At 62.2% G+C, this 16,157-nt stretch carries 13 protein-coding genes and 1 pseudogene; 2 read left to right on the top strand and 12 right to left on the bottom strand.

The genetic code is table 11. The features are described from left to right. Positions 1-266: 266 nt before the first annotated feature. Both ACK41U_RS01010 and ACK41U_RS01015 read right to left on the bottom strand, forming a co-directional pair. The gene (locus ACK41U_RS01010) at positions 267-668 is read right to left on the bottom strand and encodes a cupin domain-containing protein (protein ID WP_409674587.1); all 402 of its coding nucleotides are present in this window, start codon (positions 666-668) and stop codon (positions 267-269) included. A 110-nt stretch (positions 669-778) separates the two neighbouring features. Next, a complete protein-coding gene (locus tag ACK41U_RS01015; RefSeq protein WP_409674590.1) occupies positions 779-1,465 on the bottom strand; it encodes a Crp/Fnr family transcriptional regulator in 687 nt (228 codons plus the stop codon). 242 nt (positions 1,466-1,707) lie between these two features. Between ACK41U_RS01015 and ACK41U_RS01020 the strand changes: the two genes are divergently transcribed. After that, entirely contained in the window at positions 1,708-1,956 is a 249-nt protein-coding gene (locus ACK41U_RS01020) for a hypothetical protein (protein ID WP_409674593.1), read from the top strand. A gap of 267 nt (positions 1,957-2,223) precedes the next feature. Here the strand turns inward: ACK41U_RS01020 and ACK41U_RS01025 are convergent, their stop codons facing one another. From ACK41U_RS01025 to ACK41U_RS01055, 7 genes are all read right to left on the bottom strand, one after another. Further along, a complete protein-coding gene (locus tag ACK41U_RS01025; RefSeq protein ID WP_409674596.1) occupies positions 2,224-2,739 on the bottom strand; it encodes a DUF2478 domain-containing protein in 516 nt (171 codons plus the stop codon). 98 nt (positions 2,740-2,837) lie between these two features. After that, on the bottom strand, positions 2,838-3,635 hold the full coding sequence (locus tag ACK41U_RS01030; RefSeq protein WP_409674599.1) for a peptidylprolyl isomerase: 798 nt from the start codon (positions 3,633-3,635) through the stop codon (positions 2,838-2,840). A 5-nt stretch (positions 3,636-3,640) separates the two neighbouring features. Further along, entirely contained in the window at positions 3,641-4,417 is a 777-nt protein-coding gene (gene narI, locus ACK41U_RS01035) for a respiratory nitrate reductase subunit gamma (protein ID WP_409674602.1), read from the bottom strand. After that, positions 4,417-5,142 carry a nitrate reductase molybdenum cofactor assembly chaperone gene (gene narJ, locus ACK41U_RS01040; RefSeq protein WP_409674605.1) on the bottom strand — a complete coding sequence of 242 codons (726 nt, stop codon included), beginning with the start codon at positions 5,140-5,142 and terminating at the stop codon, positions 4,417-4,419. Before narJ ends, narI begins: the two co-directional genes overlap by 1 nt. After that, positions 5,142-6,671: a nitrate reductase subunit beta gene (gene narH, locus ACK41U_RS01045; RefSeq protein ID WP_409674608.1), complete on the bottom strand. Its 1,530-nt coding sequence runs from the start codon at positions 6,669-6,671 to the stop codon at positions 5,142-5,144. Before narH ends, narJ begins: the two co-directional genes overlap by 1 nt. Next, positions 6,668-10,414 (bottom strand): nitrate reductase subunit alpha, encoded by a 3,747-nt coding sequence (locus ACK41U_RS01050; RefSeq protein ID WP_409674611.1) that lies wholly within the window; start codon positions 10,412-10,414, stop codon positions 6,668-6,670. The genes narH and ACK41U_RS01050 overlap by 4 nt, the downstream gene beginning before the upstream one ends. Positions 10,415-10,432: 18 nt before the next feature. Continuing rightward, positions 10,433-13,168: a nitrate/nitrite transporter gene (locus tag ACK41U_RS01055; RefSeq protein WP_409674614.1), complete on the bottom strand. Its 2,736-nt coding sequence runs from the start codon at positions 13,166-13,168 to the stop codon at positions 10,433-10,435. Between the two features lie 223 nt (positions 13,169-13,391). Here ACK41U_RS01055 and ACK41U_RS01060 point away from each other — a divergent pair, with 223 nt between their 5' ends. Further along, complete coding sequence (locus tag ACK41U_RS01060; RefSeq protein WP_409674617.1) at positions 13,392-14,117, top strand: helix-turn-helix domain-containing protein; 726 nt, start codon at positions 13,392-13,394, stop codon at positions 14,115-14,117. 42 nt (positions 14,118-14,159) lie between these two features. On the opposite strand, the gene ACK41U_RS01065 is transcribed toward ACK41U_RS01060, so the two are convergent. The 3 genes and pseudogenes from ACK41U_RS01065 to ACK41U_RS01075 form a co-directional block, all read right to left on the bottom strand. Further along, positions 14,160-14,495: an NnrS family protein gene (locus tag ACK41U_RS01065; protein WP_409674620.1), complete on the bottom strand. Its 336-nt coding sequence runs from the start codon at positions 14,493-14,495 to the stop codon at positions 14,160-14,162. Positions 14,496-14,510: 15 nt separating this feature from the next. Continuing rightward, on the bottom strand, positions 14,511-15,701 hold the full coding sequence (hmpA, locus tag ACK41U_RS01070; RefSeq protein WP_409674623.1) for an NO-inducible flavohemoprotein: 1,191 nt from the start codon (positions 15,699-15,701) through the stop codon (positions 14,511-14,513). 280 nt (positions 15,702-15,981) lie between these two features. Further along, positions 15,982-16,143 (bottom strand): annotated as a pseudogene (locus ACK41U_RS01075) (IS3 family transposase); the annotation flags it as partial. Between the last annotated feature and the right edge of the window lie 14 nt (positions 16,144-16,157).

The raw sequence follows: 16,157 nt of genomic DNA on the forward strand, positions 1-16,157 counted from the left end.
GTCCCGGTCCGGGATACCGGACTGTGCGCGCAGACCCAATGGCGATTTTCCGGGCCGGTCGGCAACCGGGGCACCGCGTCCCTGGCATGACACCGGGCCCTCGTGCGATACCCGGATGGCGCGAATTGCCGGCAGCCGGATCGTGGCGTTGATTGCGATGGGCAGGCTCGGGGTCTGGAACAGAACCGCCCAGCCTTCCGGCGCGTGGCGGATCGGACCGGGGCCGGTGGATCATGCAGGGCTGACCGCGCCGCGCCGGTTGGATGTCATTGCGACATTGCCGCCTGAGGGGTGTCATGCGCGGCATCCGCGTCGGCCTCGGCCTTGGTTGCCTGGACAAGGTGGCCGACATGCTGCGCGGGCCCATAGATCGTGGACATGCGCAGCGGCTCAGCGCCGTCATTGATGACATCAAGAGCCGCGCCTGCGGGCACGATGATGCAATGACCCGCCCCGGCCTTTGACCTCACGCCGTCGATGACGATCGTTCCGCTGCCCGCCTCGATGCGAAAGAACTTGTCGTGGTCCGGATTCGTCTCGGTCCCGATATCCTGACCGGGCGACAGCGACATCAGCACCAGCTGAAGGCGGTTTGTCGTATAAATCACGTGGCGAAAGTCCTGATTGGCCACGGTCATCTGCGCGATATTGGCGATATAGCTGTTCATGTCACTTTCCAACTGGGGTTCGGACCGGCATCGCGCCGACCGCGTGCCATCCAGTTTTAAACGGATCGGGACGGCTGGTCCTGATGCACATCAGGACCTGAACTGGTTAGTCACTTCAAAAGAGGGCCGTCATGATCCAGATAATGCAGATCGAAATCCGCCAGGGTCACAAGACCGTCGAAATCGTGGAAGGTGACCTGCCCGTGCTGAAAGGTGACCAGCCCGGCTTCGCGCAGTTCCCGCAGGACGCGGTTGACGTGGACCGCGCTGAGGCCAAGCGCGTCGGCCAGCATGTATTGCGACAAGGGGCAGGCATATCCGGCGGTCGTGGCCATGCCCACCAGCTTCAGCCGCGCGGCCAGCTCCAGCAGGAAATGCGCCGTGCGTTCACGCGCATCGCGGCGCCCGATGCCGACCAGGTGCTCGACCACCATCGCCTCGTCCCGCGAGGCGGCCCACAGCACGGCGGCAGCCAGACGGGGGGTGGCGTTGAAGGCCTCCAGCAGTTCCGGGCCCAGAACCTCCGAGGCCTCGATGCGGGTGACAGGCTCGATGCTGTGATCGGCAGTCCGGAACAGGACTGAGCGGAGCCCCAGGAAATCGCCCGGAATCTGAAAGTCGACGATCTGGCGCGTGCCGCCCGGCAGCAGCTTGTAGGAGCAGACCCATCCCGAGGCGAGGATATAGGCCGCCTGATCTGCCTGCCCTTCATGCACGATGTCGCAGCCTGCCGGGAAAACTCTCCGCCTGCTGTGCAGCCGGTTCAGAACGGAAAACTCTTCGGGCGATAGTGCCACAAATGCGCCCAGCTTGCGCGCGAACGGTGTCTGCACGGGTGACAATGAACATATTCCCTTCGGATGTCCTGTCACAACGGGCGGGGCGTGGGTATGTTCCGCGCCGGATCCCGGTTTCACAATGCGTGGCATCGCCTGATCTGCATCAGTCCGGCGTCGCAGGGATCAGTCATGGTGATCATGGCTTTCACGTGTCTTGGCATTTTGCCAGGGGGCCGGATTTGCTGATGGAAGGTCTGCGAATGCCCAACATACCCGACGTGGCCGGACACGCATCGCTTGCGATCTGCGAATCGTTGCTTCTGGCGCTGAACGACCACAAGATTCTTCCGGAACATGAGATCGTCGGCATTCTGCAGGATGCAGCGGCTGCTCATGCGAATGATCCCGGAACCGATGGAGACGCCGCCCTGCACAAGGCTGTAGCCGACCTGATTGGCGGCATCCTCAAGGGCGGAAACTCGGTCCGGCGACCACCCGGCATCGCCTGAGGCGTCAGACGGCCGGCGTCCCCTGAGTTCCGATTGTCTTGCAACCTTCCTGGCGCAGATCGGATGATGCCGCGCGGCATCGCCGTGTCCCCGATGAGAGGTGTGATTTCGGCAATCCCATCATCTCCCCGTGGCGGGCAGGCCACCCTTGTAGCGGACAGGGCAGCTTGTGGCGCGCGGTGTTTCGACCAGCGTCACGCCGGACCCTGCCATCAACATCTGAAAACAGTCGTTGACGCCGGAAACCGACATTCTTGGCGTGAATGATCATTCCGAAACGTCGGCGGCTGTCGCACAGACCCATGCCGCCAGGCTGTTGCAATCTGCCGGAAGCTGAACGGCCATCCCGCCATTGAACGCTTCGAATTCAGACAGATTTAATGCGTTCAGCCCGACAATCACAGGAATGCCCCGCTCCAGCGCGTCGGCAATCAAGGGGCGAAATCCGCGACCCTCGGCCTCGTGCTTGCCGAACTTGTTGATGATGAGAACATCGGCGCCTTGCGAAAGACGGGTCGATACCAGCCCGACCGCCTGTTCAAGCACCCCATGATCCAGACGACATCCGCGCGATGAGGGGCCCAGATCCTGACTTATCCTCATGACCGGCCCGTCGGGCAAAACCCGGACGTCCATGTCGCACGGTCCGTTGTCCTCCCGTTCGGTATTGATCTGGACCGTGCCGCAGCATTCCAGACCTTGAAGCGCCAGATGGTGCGCAAGCTGAGCCAGAATAAGATCGGCATCACCACGACCGGGGGCCATCATGTAAGCAAGGTTCATGCAAGCGTTCCTTCGTCCGGCACCGAGGGTGGTGCGGGGGTCTGAAAGGGTTGGAACTCGACGGAGACAGAGCCGACAGCAGCGGCACCGTCAGGTGTTCAGATCGGGATCAGGTTCGTGCCTGCGATCGCGCTTCGTGCGCCCAACTGCGCCACAAACTCTTTCGAAGCCTTGGCCCATGCCGCCTTTTCAAGCGCCTGAGCGATCTTCGGGGCGACGTTGTCAAAGGGTAGCACGGTCGATGGGGCAACGGCATTCAGCCGGATGAGATGCCAGCCATGGCGGGATTGAACCGGGGCCTCGGTGGTCGTGCCCTCATCCAGATACCGCAGGACGCTTTCGAATTCGGGAACCGTGTCGCCGGGGCCAAGCTGGCCAAGGGCACCGCCTGCGGATTTGGACCCGCAATCGCTTTCGCGCGCGGCAAGGGCCGCGAAGCTTTTGGCATTGGTGCCGATCCGGCCCAGCAAGGCCTGCGCCCGCATCTGCGCCGCGTGACTGGTCTGGGCGTCACGCGGATCGCTGGCGCACAGGATGTGCGACACATCCCACAGCGGAGAGGTGCGGAACCGGCCCGGATCACGGGCCCATTCGGCCTTGATGTCCGCATCGGACACCGGCTGCACGTCCAAGGCGTCTTCAAGAAGGATCCTGATGACGGATTCGTCCTCGGCCTCGAACCGGCCCGGTGCCAGCTCCTGGACATCAGGGGTCAGCCCGCGCCGCGCCGCCTCTTGCAGCAGCAGGGCGCGGATGGTCAGCGCCTGTGCCGCCTTGCGCCAGGCAAGGCCGGGCTTGCCCTTGGGCGCCGCGTGGTTCTGGGCCTCGGCGGCGATGGCCGCCGAGGGAATGGTTTCGCCGTTCACGACGACATCGGGGAAAAGCGAGGTTGCCATGGCGTTCACTCTGCCGGTGTGGTGATCGAGGGGCCGGTCTTGGCCTGCACCGCGTCATAGGCCAGTCTGCGTTCCTCCAGCGGGCGCATGCGGCGCGTCCGCACGACCTGATAGCCGCGACGCAGGGTGACATAGCGGATCGGCACCGACAGCATGTGGACCAGCCGGGTGAACGGGAACAGCGCCAGAATGACCATCCCCAGAACGATATGGGCCTTGTAGAGCCAATGGACGTTGATGACCTCCAACCATGCGTTCAGCTCCAGACTGATCACACTTTGCGACCAGGTCATGAACAGCACCATCATGCCGCCGTCCATATGGTCCAGCGTCAGCACGATCGTCCCCAGACCGATGACGATCTGCAGCCACAGGATCGCCAGGATGCCGATATCGGCAAAGCTGGAATTGACCCGGATGCGGGTGTCGAACAGGCGCCGGTGCAGCAGCATGCTCGCCCCCACAAAGGCCGCGAGCCCCGCCACGCCGCCCAGGATGACGGCCACCCATTGTTTTAGGCTGTGCGCGATGCCAAGGCTGTCAAGCACCCAGACCGGGGTGAACAGCCCGATCAGGTGGCCGAAGAACAGAATGATGATGCCGACATGGAACAGGATGGATCCCCACATCAGCTGCTTGCGACGCAGCAACTGGCTGGAGGATGTCTTCCATGTGAACGGGTCGCGTTCATAGCGCGCGATGGTGCCGATCAGGGCGACGGCCAGCACCGCATAGGGCAGGATGCCGAAGATCAGATAGTTCAGGTCATAATTGCCGGACATCAGCGTTGCTCCACGTCAGCAGCATGAGGCCTGCGGGCATCCGCGGGCGCTTTGGGGTCCATCTGCGCCAGCATGTCGCGCACCTGCGGACAGCCTGCGTTCGGGTCGGGGCCAAAGGTGATCTCGGCCTCTTCCCAGACCGCGTCGAGGGCGGTCAGATCGGTCGGGTCGTCGTCGGGCCGGGACAGCAGTTCGGCCACGGCGGCACTGTCGGCCTCGGCATGGGCCAGCTGGATCAGCGCGGGGAACAGGGACGCATAGGGGCTTTCGCGGCGCACCAGACGTTCGGCGATGGCCGCGAAGATATGCGCGGCGTCCTGCAGGATCTCGGTCACCTCGGCCTCGGGGCGCGTGGACAGGTATTCCAGCAGGACGGGCAGGTGGTCGGGCAGTTCGGTCGTGTCGGGTTCGAACCCCGCCGCACGATAGGTTTCCAGCAGGCTGACCATCGCCCCGCCGCGTTCCCGGCTTTCGCCGTGAACATGTTCGAACAGGTTGAGGCTGAGGGTGCGCGACCGGTCGAACAGCATCACATACTGTTCCTGCACCTCATAGAGGTCGCCCCTTGCCAACAGGTCGATCACCGAGCCGAGATCACCGCGCAATGCGGCGCTGAGCCGGGGATCGGACATGATGACCGCCCCGATCTCGCGCATGCCGTCCTGCAACTCGGCGGTCGGATAGCTGAGCAGCAGGGAAATGGCCTTGATCGTGCGGTCCATCATCAGAACGCCTCCACGGGAAGGGCAAAGTTTTTCTTCTTCCTGCCGCCAAAGATCGAATACTTGTTGTCCGATCCGGTCGAGCAGCCGTTGCCATCCGTAAAGCCGCAGCCGCCGCGGACATCCTCGCCGTCTTCGACCTGCTCGCGATGCGCGCTTGGAATGACGAACCGGTCCTCGTAATCCGCGATGGCCATGATCTTGTACATGTCCTCGATCATCCGGCCCGACATGCCGACGCGGGCGGCGATACCTTCATCGCGGACGCCGTCCACGCTGAGCGCGCGCATGTAAAGGCGCATGGCCGACATTCGCTCCAGCGCGGTGACGATGGGCTCCTCGTCCCCCGCCGTCAGCATGTTGGCCAGATATTGCACGGGGATGCGCAGGCTGCGCACGTCCGGCATCTGGTCGCTCATCGCGATCTGACCGGCCTGCGCCGCGTTCTGGATCGGGGACAAGGGCGGGATGTACCAGACCATCGGCAAGGTCCGGTATTCGGGATGCAGCGGGAAGGCGACCTTCCATTCCATCGCCATCTTCCAGATCGGGCTGATCTTGGCGGCCTCGATCCAGTCGGCGGGGACACCGTCGCGCAGGGCGGCAGCGATCACCTCGGGGTCGTTCGGGTCCAGGAACACGTCCATCTGCGCCCCGTAGAGGTCGGTGACCTTTTCCGAGTTCGCAGCCTCGGCGATCTTGTCGGCGTCATACAGGATCACGCCCAGATAGCGTATCCGCCCGACGCAGGTTTCCGAACAGACGGTCGGCTGGCCGCTTTCGATGCGGGGATAGCAGAAGGTGCATTTCTCGGATTTGCCGCTTTCCCAGTTGTAATAGATCTTCTTGTAGGGACAGCCCGAGATGCACATCCGCCAGCCCCGGCATTTCTCCTGGTCGATCAGGACGATGCCGTCCTCTTCGCGCTTGTAGATGGCGCCCGAGGGGCAGGCCGCCGAACAGGTGGGGTTCAGGCAATGTTCGCACAGGCGCGGCAGATACATCATGAAGGTATTTTCATACTCTCCATAGATTTCCTTCTGCACGTTCTCGAAGTTGTAATCCTTGCTGCGCTTGGAGAACTCGCCGCCCAGGATTTCTTCCCAGTTCGGGCCCTTTACGATCTTTTCCATCCGCTCGCCGGTGATCCTGGAGCGGGGCCGGGCGGTGGGAAAGTGATCCATGTCGGGCGCGGATTTCAGGTGGTCATAGTCGAAATCGAACGGCTCGTAGTAATCGTCGATCTCGGGCAGGTCGGGATTGGCGAAGAGGTTGGCCAGGATGCGCCATTTGCTGCCCTGCTTGGGCTGCAGCCTGCCCTTGGCATTGCGGACCCAACCGCCGTTCCAGCGCTTCTGGTTTTCCCAATCGGTCGGATAGCCCGTTCCGGGCTTGGTCTCGACATTGTTGAACCACGCGTATTCCACGCCCTCGCGCGAGGTCCAGACGTTCTTGCAGGTCACCGAGCAGGTGTGGCACCCGATGCATTTGTCAAGGTTCAGAACCTTGCCGATCTGCGCACGAACTTTCATTCCGCTGCCTCCAGTTTTTGGGTTGCGGGGGTATCCAGCCAGTCAATCTTCTTCATCTTGCGGACGATCACGAATTCATCGCGGTTGCTGCCCACGGTCCCGTAGTAGTTGAAGCCATAGGACAGCTGGGCATAGCCGCCGATCATATGCGTGGGCTTCAGCGTCGTGCGGGTGACCGAATTGTGGATGCCGCCCCTGTGGCCGGTCTTTTCCGACCCCGGCGTGTTCACGATCTTTTCCTGGGCGTGATACATGAACAGCGTGCCCTGCTTGATCCGCTGGCTGACGACCACGCGGGCGGTCAGGGCGCCGTTGATGTTGTAGGCCTCGACCCAATCGTTATCGACAAGGCCGGCGGTGGCCGCATCGATCTCGGACATCCAGACCACGGGACCGCCGCGGTTCAGGGTCAGCATCAGCAGGTTGTCGGTATAGGTGCTGTGGATGCCCCACTTCTGATGCGGCGTGATGAAGTTCAGCACGACATGGGGATTACCTTCGGCGGCGTCATTGTTGACCGCCTTGGTGATCGTCTTCAGGTCCACCGGAGGGCGATAGCCCACGAAACCCTCGCCAAAGGCCCGCATCCACAGGTGATCCTGATACAGCTGCTGACGCCCCGACAGGGTGCGCCACGGGATCATCTCGTGGACGTTGGTATAGCCCGCGTTATAGCTGACCGTCTCGCTTTCGATCCCCGACCAGGTGGGGGACGAGATGATCTTGCGCGGTTGGGCCGCGATGTCGCGGAAGCGGATCTTGGTGTGGTGCGATCCCTCGGCCAGATGGGCGTGCTGGCGGCCGGTGGGCTTTTCCAGCTCGTGCCACGCCTTGATCGCGACATGGCCGTTCGTCTCGGGGGCCAGCATCAGGATCATCTCGCAGGCGTCGATGGCCGTCTCCAGTTTCGGCTGGCCCTTGGACACGCCCTCGTCCAGCACCGTGCCGTTCAGGTCGCGCAGCTGCTGGACCTCCAGCCCTGTGTCCCACGTGATCCCCTTGCCGCCATTTCCCGCCTTTTCCAGCAGCGGGCCGACCGAGGTGAACTTTTTGTAGATCTGCGCATAGTCCCGTTCGACCACGATGTAATTCGGCGCGGTCTTGCCGGGGATCAGGTCGCATTCGCCCTTTTTCCAGTCCCGGACATGAGCCTGGGCCAGTTCGCCCGGCGTGTCATGCAGCACCGGCACCTGAACGATGTCGGTTTCCACCCCCAGAACCTCGGGCGCCACGTCCGAGAATTTGCGCGCGATGGTCTTGAAAATGTCCCAGTCCGAGCGGCTCTCATAGGCCGGGTCGACCGCCGCCTGCAGCGGGTGAATGAACGGGTGCATGTCGCTGGTGTTCATGTCGTCCTTTTCATACCAGCTGGCCGTGGGCAGGACGATGTCGGAATAGACGCAGGTCGTGGACATCCGGAAATCAATCGTCACCAGCAGGTCCAGCTTTCCGCGCGGGGCCTGATCGTGCCAGACGGCCTCTTTCGGCATCACGCCGCCTTCCTCGCCCAGATCCTTGCCCATGACGCCGTGATCGGTGCCCAGCAGATGCTTGAGGAAATATTCATGCCCCTTGCCGCTGGAACCCAGCAGGTTCGACCGCCAGATGAACAGGTTGCGGGGCCAGTTCTCGGGCGCGTCCGGGTCTTCGCAGGACATCTGCAGATCGCCGGATTTCAACCCTTCGACGACATAATCCCTGACATCCTTGCCCGCGGCCTTCGCGGCCTTGGACACTTCCAGCGGATTGGTCTTCAGCTGCGGAGACGACGGCAGCCATCCCATGCGTTCCGCGCGGATGTTGTAGTCGATCAGCGAGGCATCCCAGTCGCCCTCGGGGGCGGTGGGCGACAGGATCTCGGCCGGGCTCAGCGTCTCATATCGCCACTGATCGGTATGGGCGTAAAAGGCGCTGGTCGAGTTCATCTGTCTGGGCGGCCTGTGCCAGTCCAGCGCAAAGGCCAAAGGCAGCCATCCGGTCTGGGGACGCAGTTTTTCCTGGCCTACGTAATGCGACCAGCCGCCGCCCTCCTGACCGACGCAACCGCACATCACCAGCATGTTGATGATGCCGCGATAGGCCATGTCCATATGATACCAGTGGTTGATCCCGGCCCCCAGAATGACCATCGACTTGCCGCGCGTCTGTTCGGCGTTTCCGGCAAACTGACGGGCGACGGCGATGATCTTTTCCGCCGCGACCCCGGTGATCTTTTCGGCCCATGCGGGGGTATAGGGGACGTCATCGGCGTAATCGGCGGACACCCATTGCCCGCCAAGGCCCCGGTCCAGCCCGTAATTGGCACAGAACAGGTCGAAGACGGTCGCGACCAGCGCGGTGGACCCGTCCGCCAGTGTCACGCGTGTTGCGGGAATGTTGCGGGTCAGCACGTCGGGATGGTCGGTCTTGACGAAGGCGCCCGTGGCCGCGCCGCCGAAATAGGGGAAATCGACGCCGACGATCTCATCATGGTCGCCGTCCGCGATCATGCTCAGACGCAGGCGCGTCTCGGCCCCCTTGGCGCGGTCTTCGAGGTTCCACCTGCCCTCTTCGCCCCACCGGAACCCGATCGAGCCATTGGGCGCGACGATGCTCTGGCTGCCCTCGTCGAAGGCGACGGTCTTCCAGTCGGGGTTGTTGGTCTCGCCCAGGGCACCGTCGAAATCCTCGGCGCGCAGCAGGCGTCCGGGCACCAGCGTGCCGTGCCGGTCCTCCAGCCGCACCAGCATCGGCATGTCGGTGTATTTGCGGGTGTAATCCTCGAAATAGGGAACCTGACGATCCAGATGAAACTCGCGCAGGATGACATGGCCCATGGCCATGGCCAGCGCGGCATCGGTGCCCGCCTGCGGGTTCAGCCAGATGTCGCCGAATTTGGCGGCCTCGGAATAATCGGGGCTGATGACGGCCGATTTGGTGCCGCGATACCGCACCTCGGTATAGAAATGCGCGTCGGGCGTGCGCGTCTGCGGCACGTTCGATCCCCACAGCAGCAGGAACCCGGCATTGTACCAGTCCGCGCTTTCGGGAACGTCGGTCTGCTCGCCCCAGGTCTGCGGGCTGGCGGGGGGCAGGTCGCAATACCAGTCATAAAAGGACAGGCACGTCCCCCCAAGCAGGCTGAGGTACCGCGACCCCGCCGCATAGGACACCATCGACATGGCCGGGATCGGCGAAAAGCCGAACACCCGGTCGGGTCCATATGTCTTGGCGGTATAGGCATTGGCCGCCGCCACGATCTCGGTCGCCTCGTCCCAGCTGGCGCGGACAAAGCCGCCCTTGCCACGGGTCGTGACATAGGATGCGCGCAGGATCGGATCGTCCTGAATGGCCTTCCATGCGGCGACCGGGGTCAGCGTTTCGCGCATCTTGCGCCATGCCCGCATCAGGCTGCCGCGGATCAGCGGGTTTTTCACCCGGTTGGCCGAATACAGATACCAGCTGTAGGACGCGCCCCGCGCACAGCCGCGCGGCTCGTGGTTGGGCATCCCGGCCCGCGTGCGCGGATAGTCGGTCTGCTGCGTTTCCCAGGTGACGATGCCGGATTTGACATAGATCTTCCACGAACAGGACCCGGTGCAGTTCACCCCATGCGTGGATCGCACGATCTTGTCGTGCCGCCAGCGGTTGCGATACACATCCTCCCATTCGCGGCTTTCGTTGGTGGTCTGGCCCCAGCCATCCGAAAACGACTCCAGCTCGCGGCTTTTGAAAAAGTTCAGTCTGTCGAGAAGATGGCTCATGTGGCGATCCTTTATGGATTATGCGACGACGGCTGCGGCGGCTGTCGCGCGGGCCATGTGGCTGTCATTCAGAAGTCCGCCGGACCGGGTGTAGAAGGCCCAGGTCAGGACGACGCAGAGTGCGTAGAAGATAAGAAAGGCCCAGAGCGCGCCCACGGCAGAGCCGGTCATCGCGATCGAGGTGCCATAGGCCTTGGGGATGAAGAACGCCCCATAGGCCGCCACCGCCGAGGTGAAGGCGGTGATCGCGCCGGATTCCATGGCGATCTGGCGCTGCTGCTCAGCGGCGTTCAGGCCCGGCATCAGGCGCGGGATCTCGCGCCCCATGATCATCGGGATCATCTGGAAGGTCGAGGCATTGCCGACCCCGGTCAGGAAGAACAGGGCCATGAAGCAGGCAAAGAAGCCGACGAATGACAGGGCGTTGAGGAAAAAGATGACCCCGAACGACGCGACCATCATGGCCGCAAAGGTCCACAAGGTGACGCGCGCGCCGCCCCATCTGTCGCTGATCCATCCGGTGCCCGCGCGGGACAGGGCCCCGACCAGCGGGCCAAGGAACACATAATTCAGGGCGTTGATGTCGGGAAAGGCCAGCCGCGTCAGCAGCGGAAAGCCTGCCGAATAGCCGATGAAGCTCCCGAAGGTGCCCGTATACAGGATGCACATCAGCCAGTTGTGCTTGCGGGTAAAGATCACCGCCTGATCGGCAAAGCTGGCGCGCGCATCGGCGATGTCGTTCATGCCCAGCCACGCCACCACGGTTGCGATGACGATGAACGGCACCCAGATGAAGCCCGCATTCTGCATCCATAGCTGACCGCCATCGGACATGATCTGCGGCTGTCCGACCAGCGCGCCGAAGACCCCGGTCGTGATGACCAGAGGCACCAGGAACTGCATGACCGAGACACCCAGATTGCCCAGCCCGGCATTCATTGCCAGCGCATTGCCCTTTTCGGATTTCGGAAAGAAATAGCCGATATTGGCCATCGACGAGGCAAAGTTGCCGCCGCCCAGACCGCAGAGCAGCGCCAGCACGAGGAAGATCAGATAGGGCGTGTCGGGGTTCTGCACCGCGTAACCGATGCCGATCGCGGGCAGCAGCAGCGATGCGGTCGACAGGGTGGTCCACAGCCGTCCGCCAAAGATCGGCACCATGAAGCTGTAAAAGATCCGCAATGTCGCGCCGGACAGGCCGGGCAGGGCGGCCAGCCAGAACAGCTGCGACGAGGTGAAGGCAAACCCGATCGCGGGCAGCCGGGCGACGACCACCGACCAGACCATCCAGACCGAGAATGCCAGCAGCAGCGCCGGGATCGAGATCCACAGGTTGCGGCGCGCGATCCGGCGACCCGTGCTGGCCCAGAACTGCTCATCCTCGGGGTGCCAGTCCTGCAGGACATGCGGCACGGCAACCTGGCCGGAGGCGTGGATCGACTGCATCTCGGGCAGTTGCGGCAGCGCGTCCAGGACCGGACCCATGGCCGCACGCTCCATGGCGCGGACCGACAGATGCATCCATATCAGGGCACCCGCGACCAGCAGCAAAAGCAGCGCAAAGCACGAGGTATAGATGCCGGTCAGGTCCAGCAAAGCGCCAAAGCTGATCGGCAGGACAAAGCCGCCAAGGCCGCCGATCATGCCGACCAGACCGCCGACGGCGCCGACATGGGCGGGATAATAGACGGGGATATGCTTGAAGACCGCCGCCTTGCCCAGGCTCATGAAAAAGCCAAGGGCGAACAGGACGGCCACGAAGGGCCAGAACCCCATGGCGGTGGAAAAGGCGATCGGGCCCCTGTTGCTGGCGATGACGTAATCGGTCGGCGGATAGGACAGCATGAACAGGAACAGCATCGAGAACCCGAAGGTCCAGTACATGACCCTGCGCGCGCCGAACCTGTCGCTGAGATGCCCGCCATAGGCCCGGAACAGCGAGGCCGACAGGCTGAACGAGGCCGCGGCCATGCCCGCCGTGCGGATGTCCACGCCGTAGACATCCACCAGATAATGCGGCAGCCACAGCGCCAGCGCGACGAAGGCCCCGAAGACAAAGAAGTAATACAGCGAAAAGCGCCAGACCTGCAGGTTCCTGAGCGGCGCGAACTGCTCGGCGAACGAGGGTGCGCTGGCGCCGGTGCGCCGCCGCTCGACCAGGGCGGGATCGTCCTTGGCCAGCAGAAAGAACAGCACGCCGATGATCGCGAGTGCGGCCGCCCAGATATACGCGACCCCGTGCCAGCCATAGGCGACCATGACGAAGGGGGCCACGAATTTGGTGACGGCCGCGCCGACATTGCCTGCGCCGAAGATGCCAAGCGCGGTGCCCTGATGCCCGGCATCATACCAGCGGCTGACATAGGCGACGCCGATGATGAACGAACCCCCGGCAAGACCGACGCCCAGTGCCGCCACAAGATACATCAGGTATGTGTCGGCCAGCGTCAGCGCAAAGGTGGCCAGCGCGGTCAGGATCATCTGGGCCGGAAAGACGATCCGACCGCCATATCGTTCGGTCCAGACCCCAAGGAACAGGCGGGTGACCGAGCCGGTCAGGACGGGCGTCGCGACAAGCAGGCCGAACTGGGTGTCGGTCAGGCCCAGCTCTGCCTTGATGGCGACGCCGATGATCGAAAAGATCGTCCAGACGGCAAAGCAGGCGGTGAAGGCGACCGTGCTCAGCCCCAGGGCGCGTTGCTGATCGGCGGATGAGGAAATCGTCGTAGTCTGCATCGCGGTGTCTCCAGCCATCACGGCAAGCCTGACCCAGATCAGGGCTGAGACGGTGATCGCCTGCGCTGCATGTGGCGAAGTTGATCCAGATCAATAAGGCCGCTTTTTGGAGCAAAACAATTTTCCGGATCTTAATTCGAGGTCGGTTGTTTGATAAATCACGACCGATGCCGGTTGATAATCAACCTTGTGCATGACAAATATCAACCATACCATTGGTGCGTTCCGGCAAGGATGCGAGATGCAGAGACGGCTTCCCGACTCGGTCTATCAAGAGATTCGCCAGCTGCAGATATTTGCCGCGATGGAAGAGGCTCATCTGGACCGGCTGATGCGCGGCGCGTATCTGCAGAATTTTCCACCGCAAACCGAAATGATCACCGAGGGGGAAAGAAGCGATTTTCTGCATATCGTGCTGTCAGGATCCGTCGATCTCTTCTCCATCTGGAACGGGCGGGAAACCAGTCTTGAGACGGTTCGACCCATATCGACCTTCATTCTTGCGGCGACCATCACCGATGGGCCCTATCTGATGTCTGCCCGGACGCTGGAAAAAAGCCGGATTGCCCTGATCCCAAGCGGGGACGTGCGCACGACCTTTGTGGAAAGCAGCGATTTTGCCCGTGCCATCGTGGTTGAGCTTTCGTGCCGCTATCGCTCGGTCATCAGAGCCCAGAAGGACCTCAAGCTCAGAACGTCGCTGGAACGTCTGGCAAATTACCTGCTGCGTCAGCAAAAACGCTGCGGCGGTGGCCCCGGGTTCAATATGGAATTCGAGAAGCGAAGGCTGGCGTCGATTCTTGGAATGGCGCCCGAGAACCTGAGCCGTGGTTTCAAATCGCTTCAACCTTACGGCGTTCTTGTGGAGGGAATGCGTGTTACGATCTCTGATCAGGCTGCGCTGGAGAATTTTGCAAAACCGAATCCATATATTGATCTTGCCTCTGGCCTGTTGGAAGATAAGTGAAACGCGATTTCACGTTCACGCATCGAATTTTCATTGGTCATTCTATACTCTTTTAATTGACTGGCAAAGCAGGCGGCCATAACCCAAGGCAAAACTGCCGAAGGCCGCAATCCATAATGCGCCTGATGCAATATACCATAAATCAGGATTGGTGCCCCACGATCCGGCAGCGACACGGGCCATGACGGCCATGATCAATGCGGAGTACATCGCGGCCGTCATGGGCGAGGCCGTCTGGTTCAGTTCGGAACAGCCGTCAGCAGAAAGCCCGCGATGACGGCACCCAGATAGCCGAACAGATGAGACATCCCGATCCCTCGGCGCAGCGATCCGGGCTGGCTTGATGACGGGATCACCCTTGTGAAAGATCAGTTTCATTCCGGTATCCTGCCGTCATGCTGCAAGCTGTTCATCGGCAGGCCCGAAGAATTCATAGTGGATCCGGGCGGCAGATACGCCGGCTTCGACCAGACCGCTGACGAAATGGCGCAGGAACGGGCGCGGGCCGCAAAGATAGATATCGGCCTCGGCCACCGGGGTGTTCGCCAGCAACCATTCCATCGTGATCCGTCCGTGCCCGGACGAGCCTTCGGAACCCGTTTCATAGAACGTGGTGACGACCGCATTCCCGTGCCGCGTCGCAGCATCCAGAACCTCTCTGTCCAGAGCATGATGCGCCCGGTCGGTCTCGCCATGGACGTAGTAGACCTGAACGTCACGATGACGCGTCGAAATCACCTCCATCATACTGACGAACGGGGTCAACCCGACGCCGCCGGACAGAAGGATAAGCGGCCGCTTCTGATCCTTGGGCAACTGAAAATCGCCTGCTGGCGGCGCAATCTCCAGCACGGTTCCGACGGTGCCTTTGTCATGCAGGAATGCCGATGCCTGACCATGGTGGTCGCGCTTGACGGTGATGCGGTATTCCGAGGTATCGGGCGCCCCCGACACGGAATAGTTGCGCTTGACGCCCGCAAGACCGGCGATGTCCAGACGAAGCGTCAGATACTGCCCCGGCTGGTGCGGCACGACAGGTCCGCCATCCTCCGGCCGCAAGGTGAACGACACGATCTCGTCCGCCTCGGCGTGCCGATCGCTGATGACGAAGCGGCGCCAATCCGTCCAGCCGCCCGGCTGCGCAAGGATTTCAGCGCGGATTTCGGTCTCACGGTCGATCATGACATTGGCGAGAAACCAATAGGCTTCACCCCACGCGGCCAAAACCTCGGGCGACGCGGCATCGCCCAGAACCTCTTTGATCGCCGTCAGCAACGCATCTGCGACATAGGGATAGTGAGCCGGTAGGATCACGTATCCGATATGCTTTTGCGAAATCCGCTCGATGACCGGTCCGAGGGCACCGGGATTGTCGATGTTTTCAGCATAGGCAATCACTGCCTGCGACAGGGCCAGCGGTTGCGCGCCGGTCGTCTGGTTCGCGTGGTTGAACAGCGCTGCGATGCTCTCGTCTTTCAGGAGGTGGCGATACATCGTCGTGGCAATGGCAGGCCCATGTGCCTTCAAGGGCGGAACCGTGGCTTTGATGATTGCGATCGTTGCGGCCGAAAGCGGAGTGGGCATGTTCTGCTCCAGTGATATATCAGAAGATCTGTGATGACGCTCGCATGAGCATCTGTCAGCCGACTCATGCCAATGAGTGCCATGATCGGCCTGGAACCGACATCGAAGGTGTCCACGAGACCGAAGACCCGACAGGTCCTGCTATCACCGCCGTGATCACAGGCAACTAACCTGCGTCAGTTCCGGACGCGAGATGCCATGCCATTTTGACAAACAGCAAAGCCAGAGACGGGTTGATGTGACGACGATACAGCCCCGAGAGCTTTCGGCATGAGGGCTGCACGAAGTCCGGCGACCAGTGCTGAATGGGTATTGGGGTCAGGGGCATTGGCGGGCGTGTGCCCCGGGCACGCCTGCGGCCCCGCCTGCGCCGGACCGGAAGCCCTTCTTCGCGGGTGAGCCGATACAGCTTCTTCGGGTTTGCCAGCATGCTCCTGCGCTCTGGCAGGCCAGAGC

Source organism: Paracoccus sp. (in: a-proteobacteria) (assembly GCF_046289755.1).
Lineage (GTDB): Bacteria > Pseudomonadota > Alphaproteobacteria > Rhodobacterales > Rhodobacteraceae > Paracoccus.

Bases quoted from the DNA above. Each gene is read 5' to 3' on its own strand.
- ACK41U_RS01010 (WP_409674587.1), bottom strand. From the start codon at position 668: ATGAACAGCTATATCGCCAATATCGCGCAGATGACCGTGGCCAATCAG.
- ACK41U_RS01020 (WP_409674593.1), top strand. From the start codon at position 1,708: ATGCCCAACATACCCGACGTGGCCGGACACGCATCGCTTGCGATCTGC.
- ACK41U_RS01025 (WP_409674596.1), bottom strand. From the start codon at position 2,739: ATGAACCTTGCTTACATGATGGCCCCCGGTCGTGGTGATGCCGATCTT.
- ACK41U_RS01030 (WP_409674599.1), bottom strand. From the start codon at position 3,635: ATGGCAACCTCGCTTTTCCCCGATGTCGTCGTGAACGGCGAAACCATT.
- narI (WP_409674602.1), bottom strand. From the start codon at position 4,417: ATGTCCGGCAATTATGACCTGAACTATCTGATCTTCGGCATCCTGCCC.
- narJ (WP_409674605.1), bottom strand. From the start codon at position 5,142: ATGATGGACCGCACGATCAAGGCCATTTCCCTGCTGCTCAGCTATCCG.
- narH (WP_409674608.1), bottom strand. From the start codon at position 6,671: ATGAAAGTTCGTGCGCAGATCGGCAAGGTTCTGAACCTTGACAAATGC.
- ACK41U_RS01050 (WP_409674611.1), bottom strand. From the start codon at position 10,414: ATGAGCCATCTTCTCGACAGACTGAACTTTTTCAAAAGCCGCGAGCTG.
- ACK41U_RS01055 (WP_409674614.1), bottom strand. From the start codon at position 13,168: ATGGCTGGAGACACCGCGATGCAGACTACGACGATTTCCTCATCCGCC.
- ACK41U_RS01060 (WP_409674617.1), top strand. From the start codon at position 13,392: ATGCAGAGACGGCTTCCCGACTCGGTCTATCAAGAGATTCGCCAGCTG.
- ACK41U_RS01065 (WP_409674620.1), bottom strand. From the start codon at position 14,495: ATGAAACTGATCTTTCACAAGGGTGATCCCGTCATCAAGCCAGCCCGG.
- hmpA (WP_409674623.1), bottom strand. From the start codon at position 15,701: ATGCCCACTCCGCTTTCGGCCGCAACGATCGCAATCATCAAAGCCACG.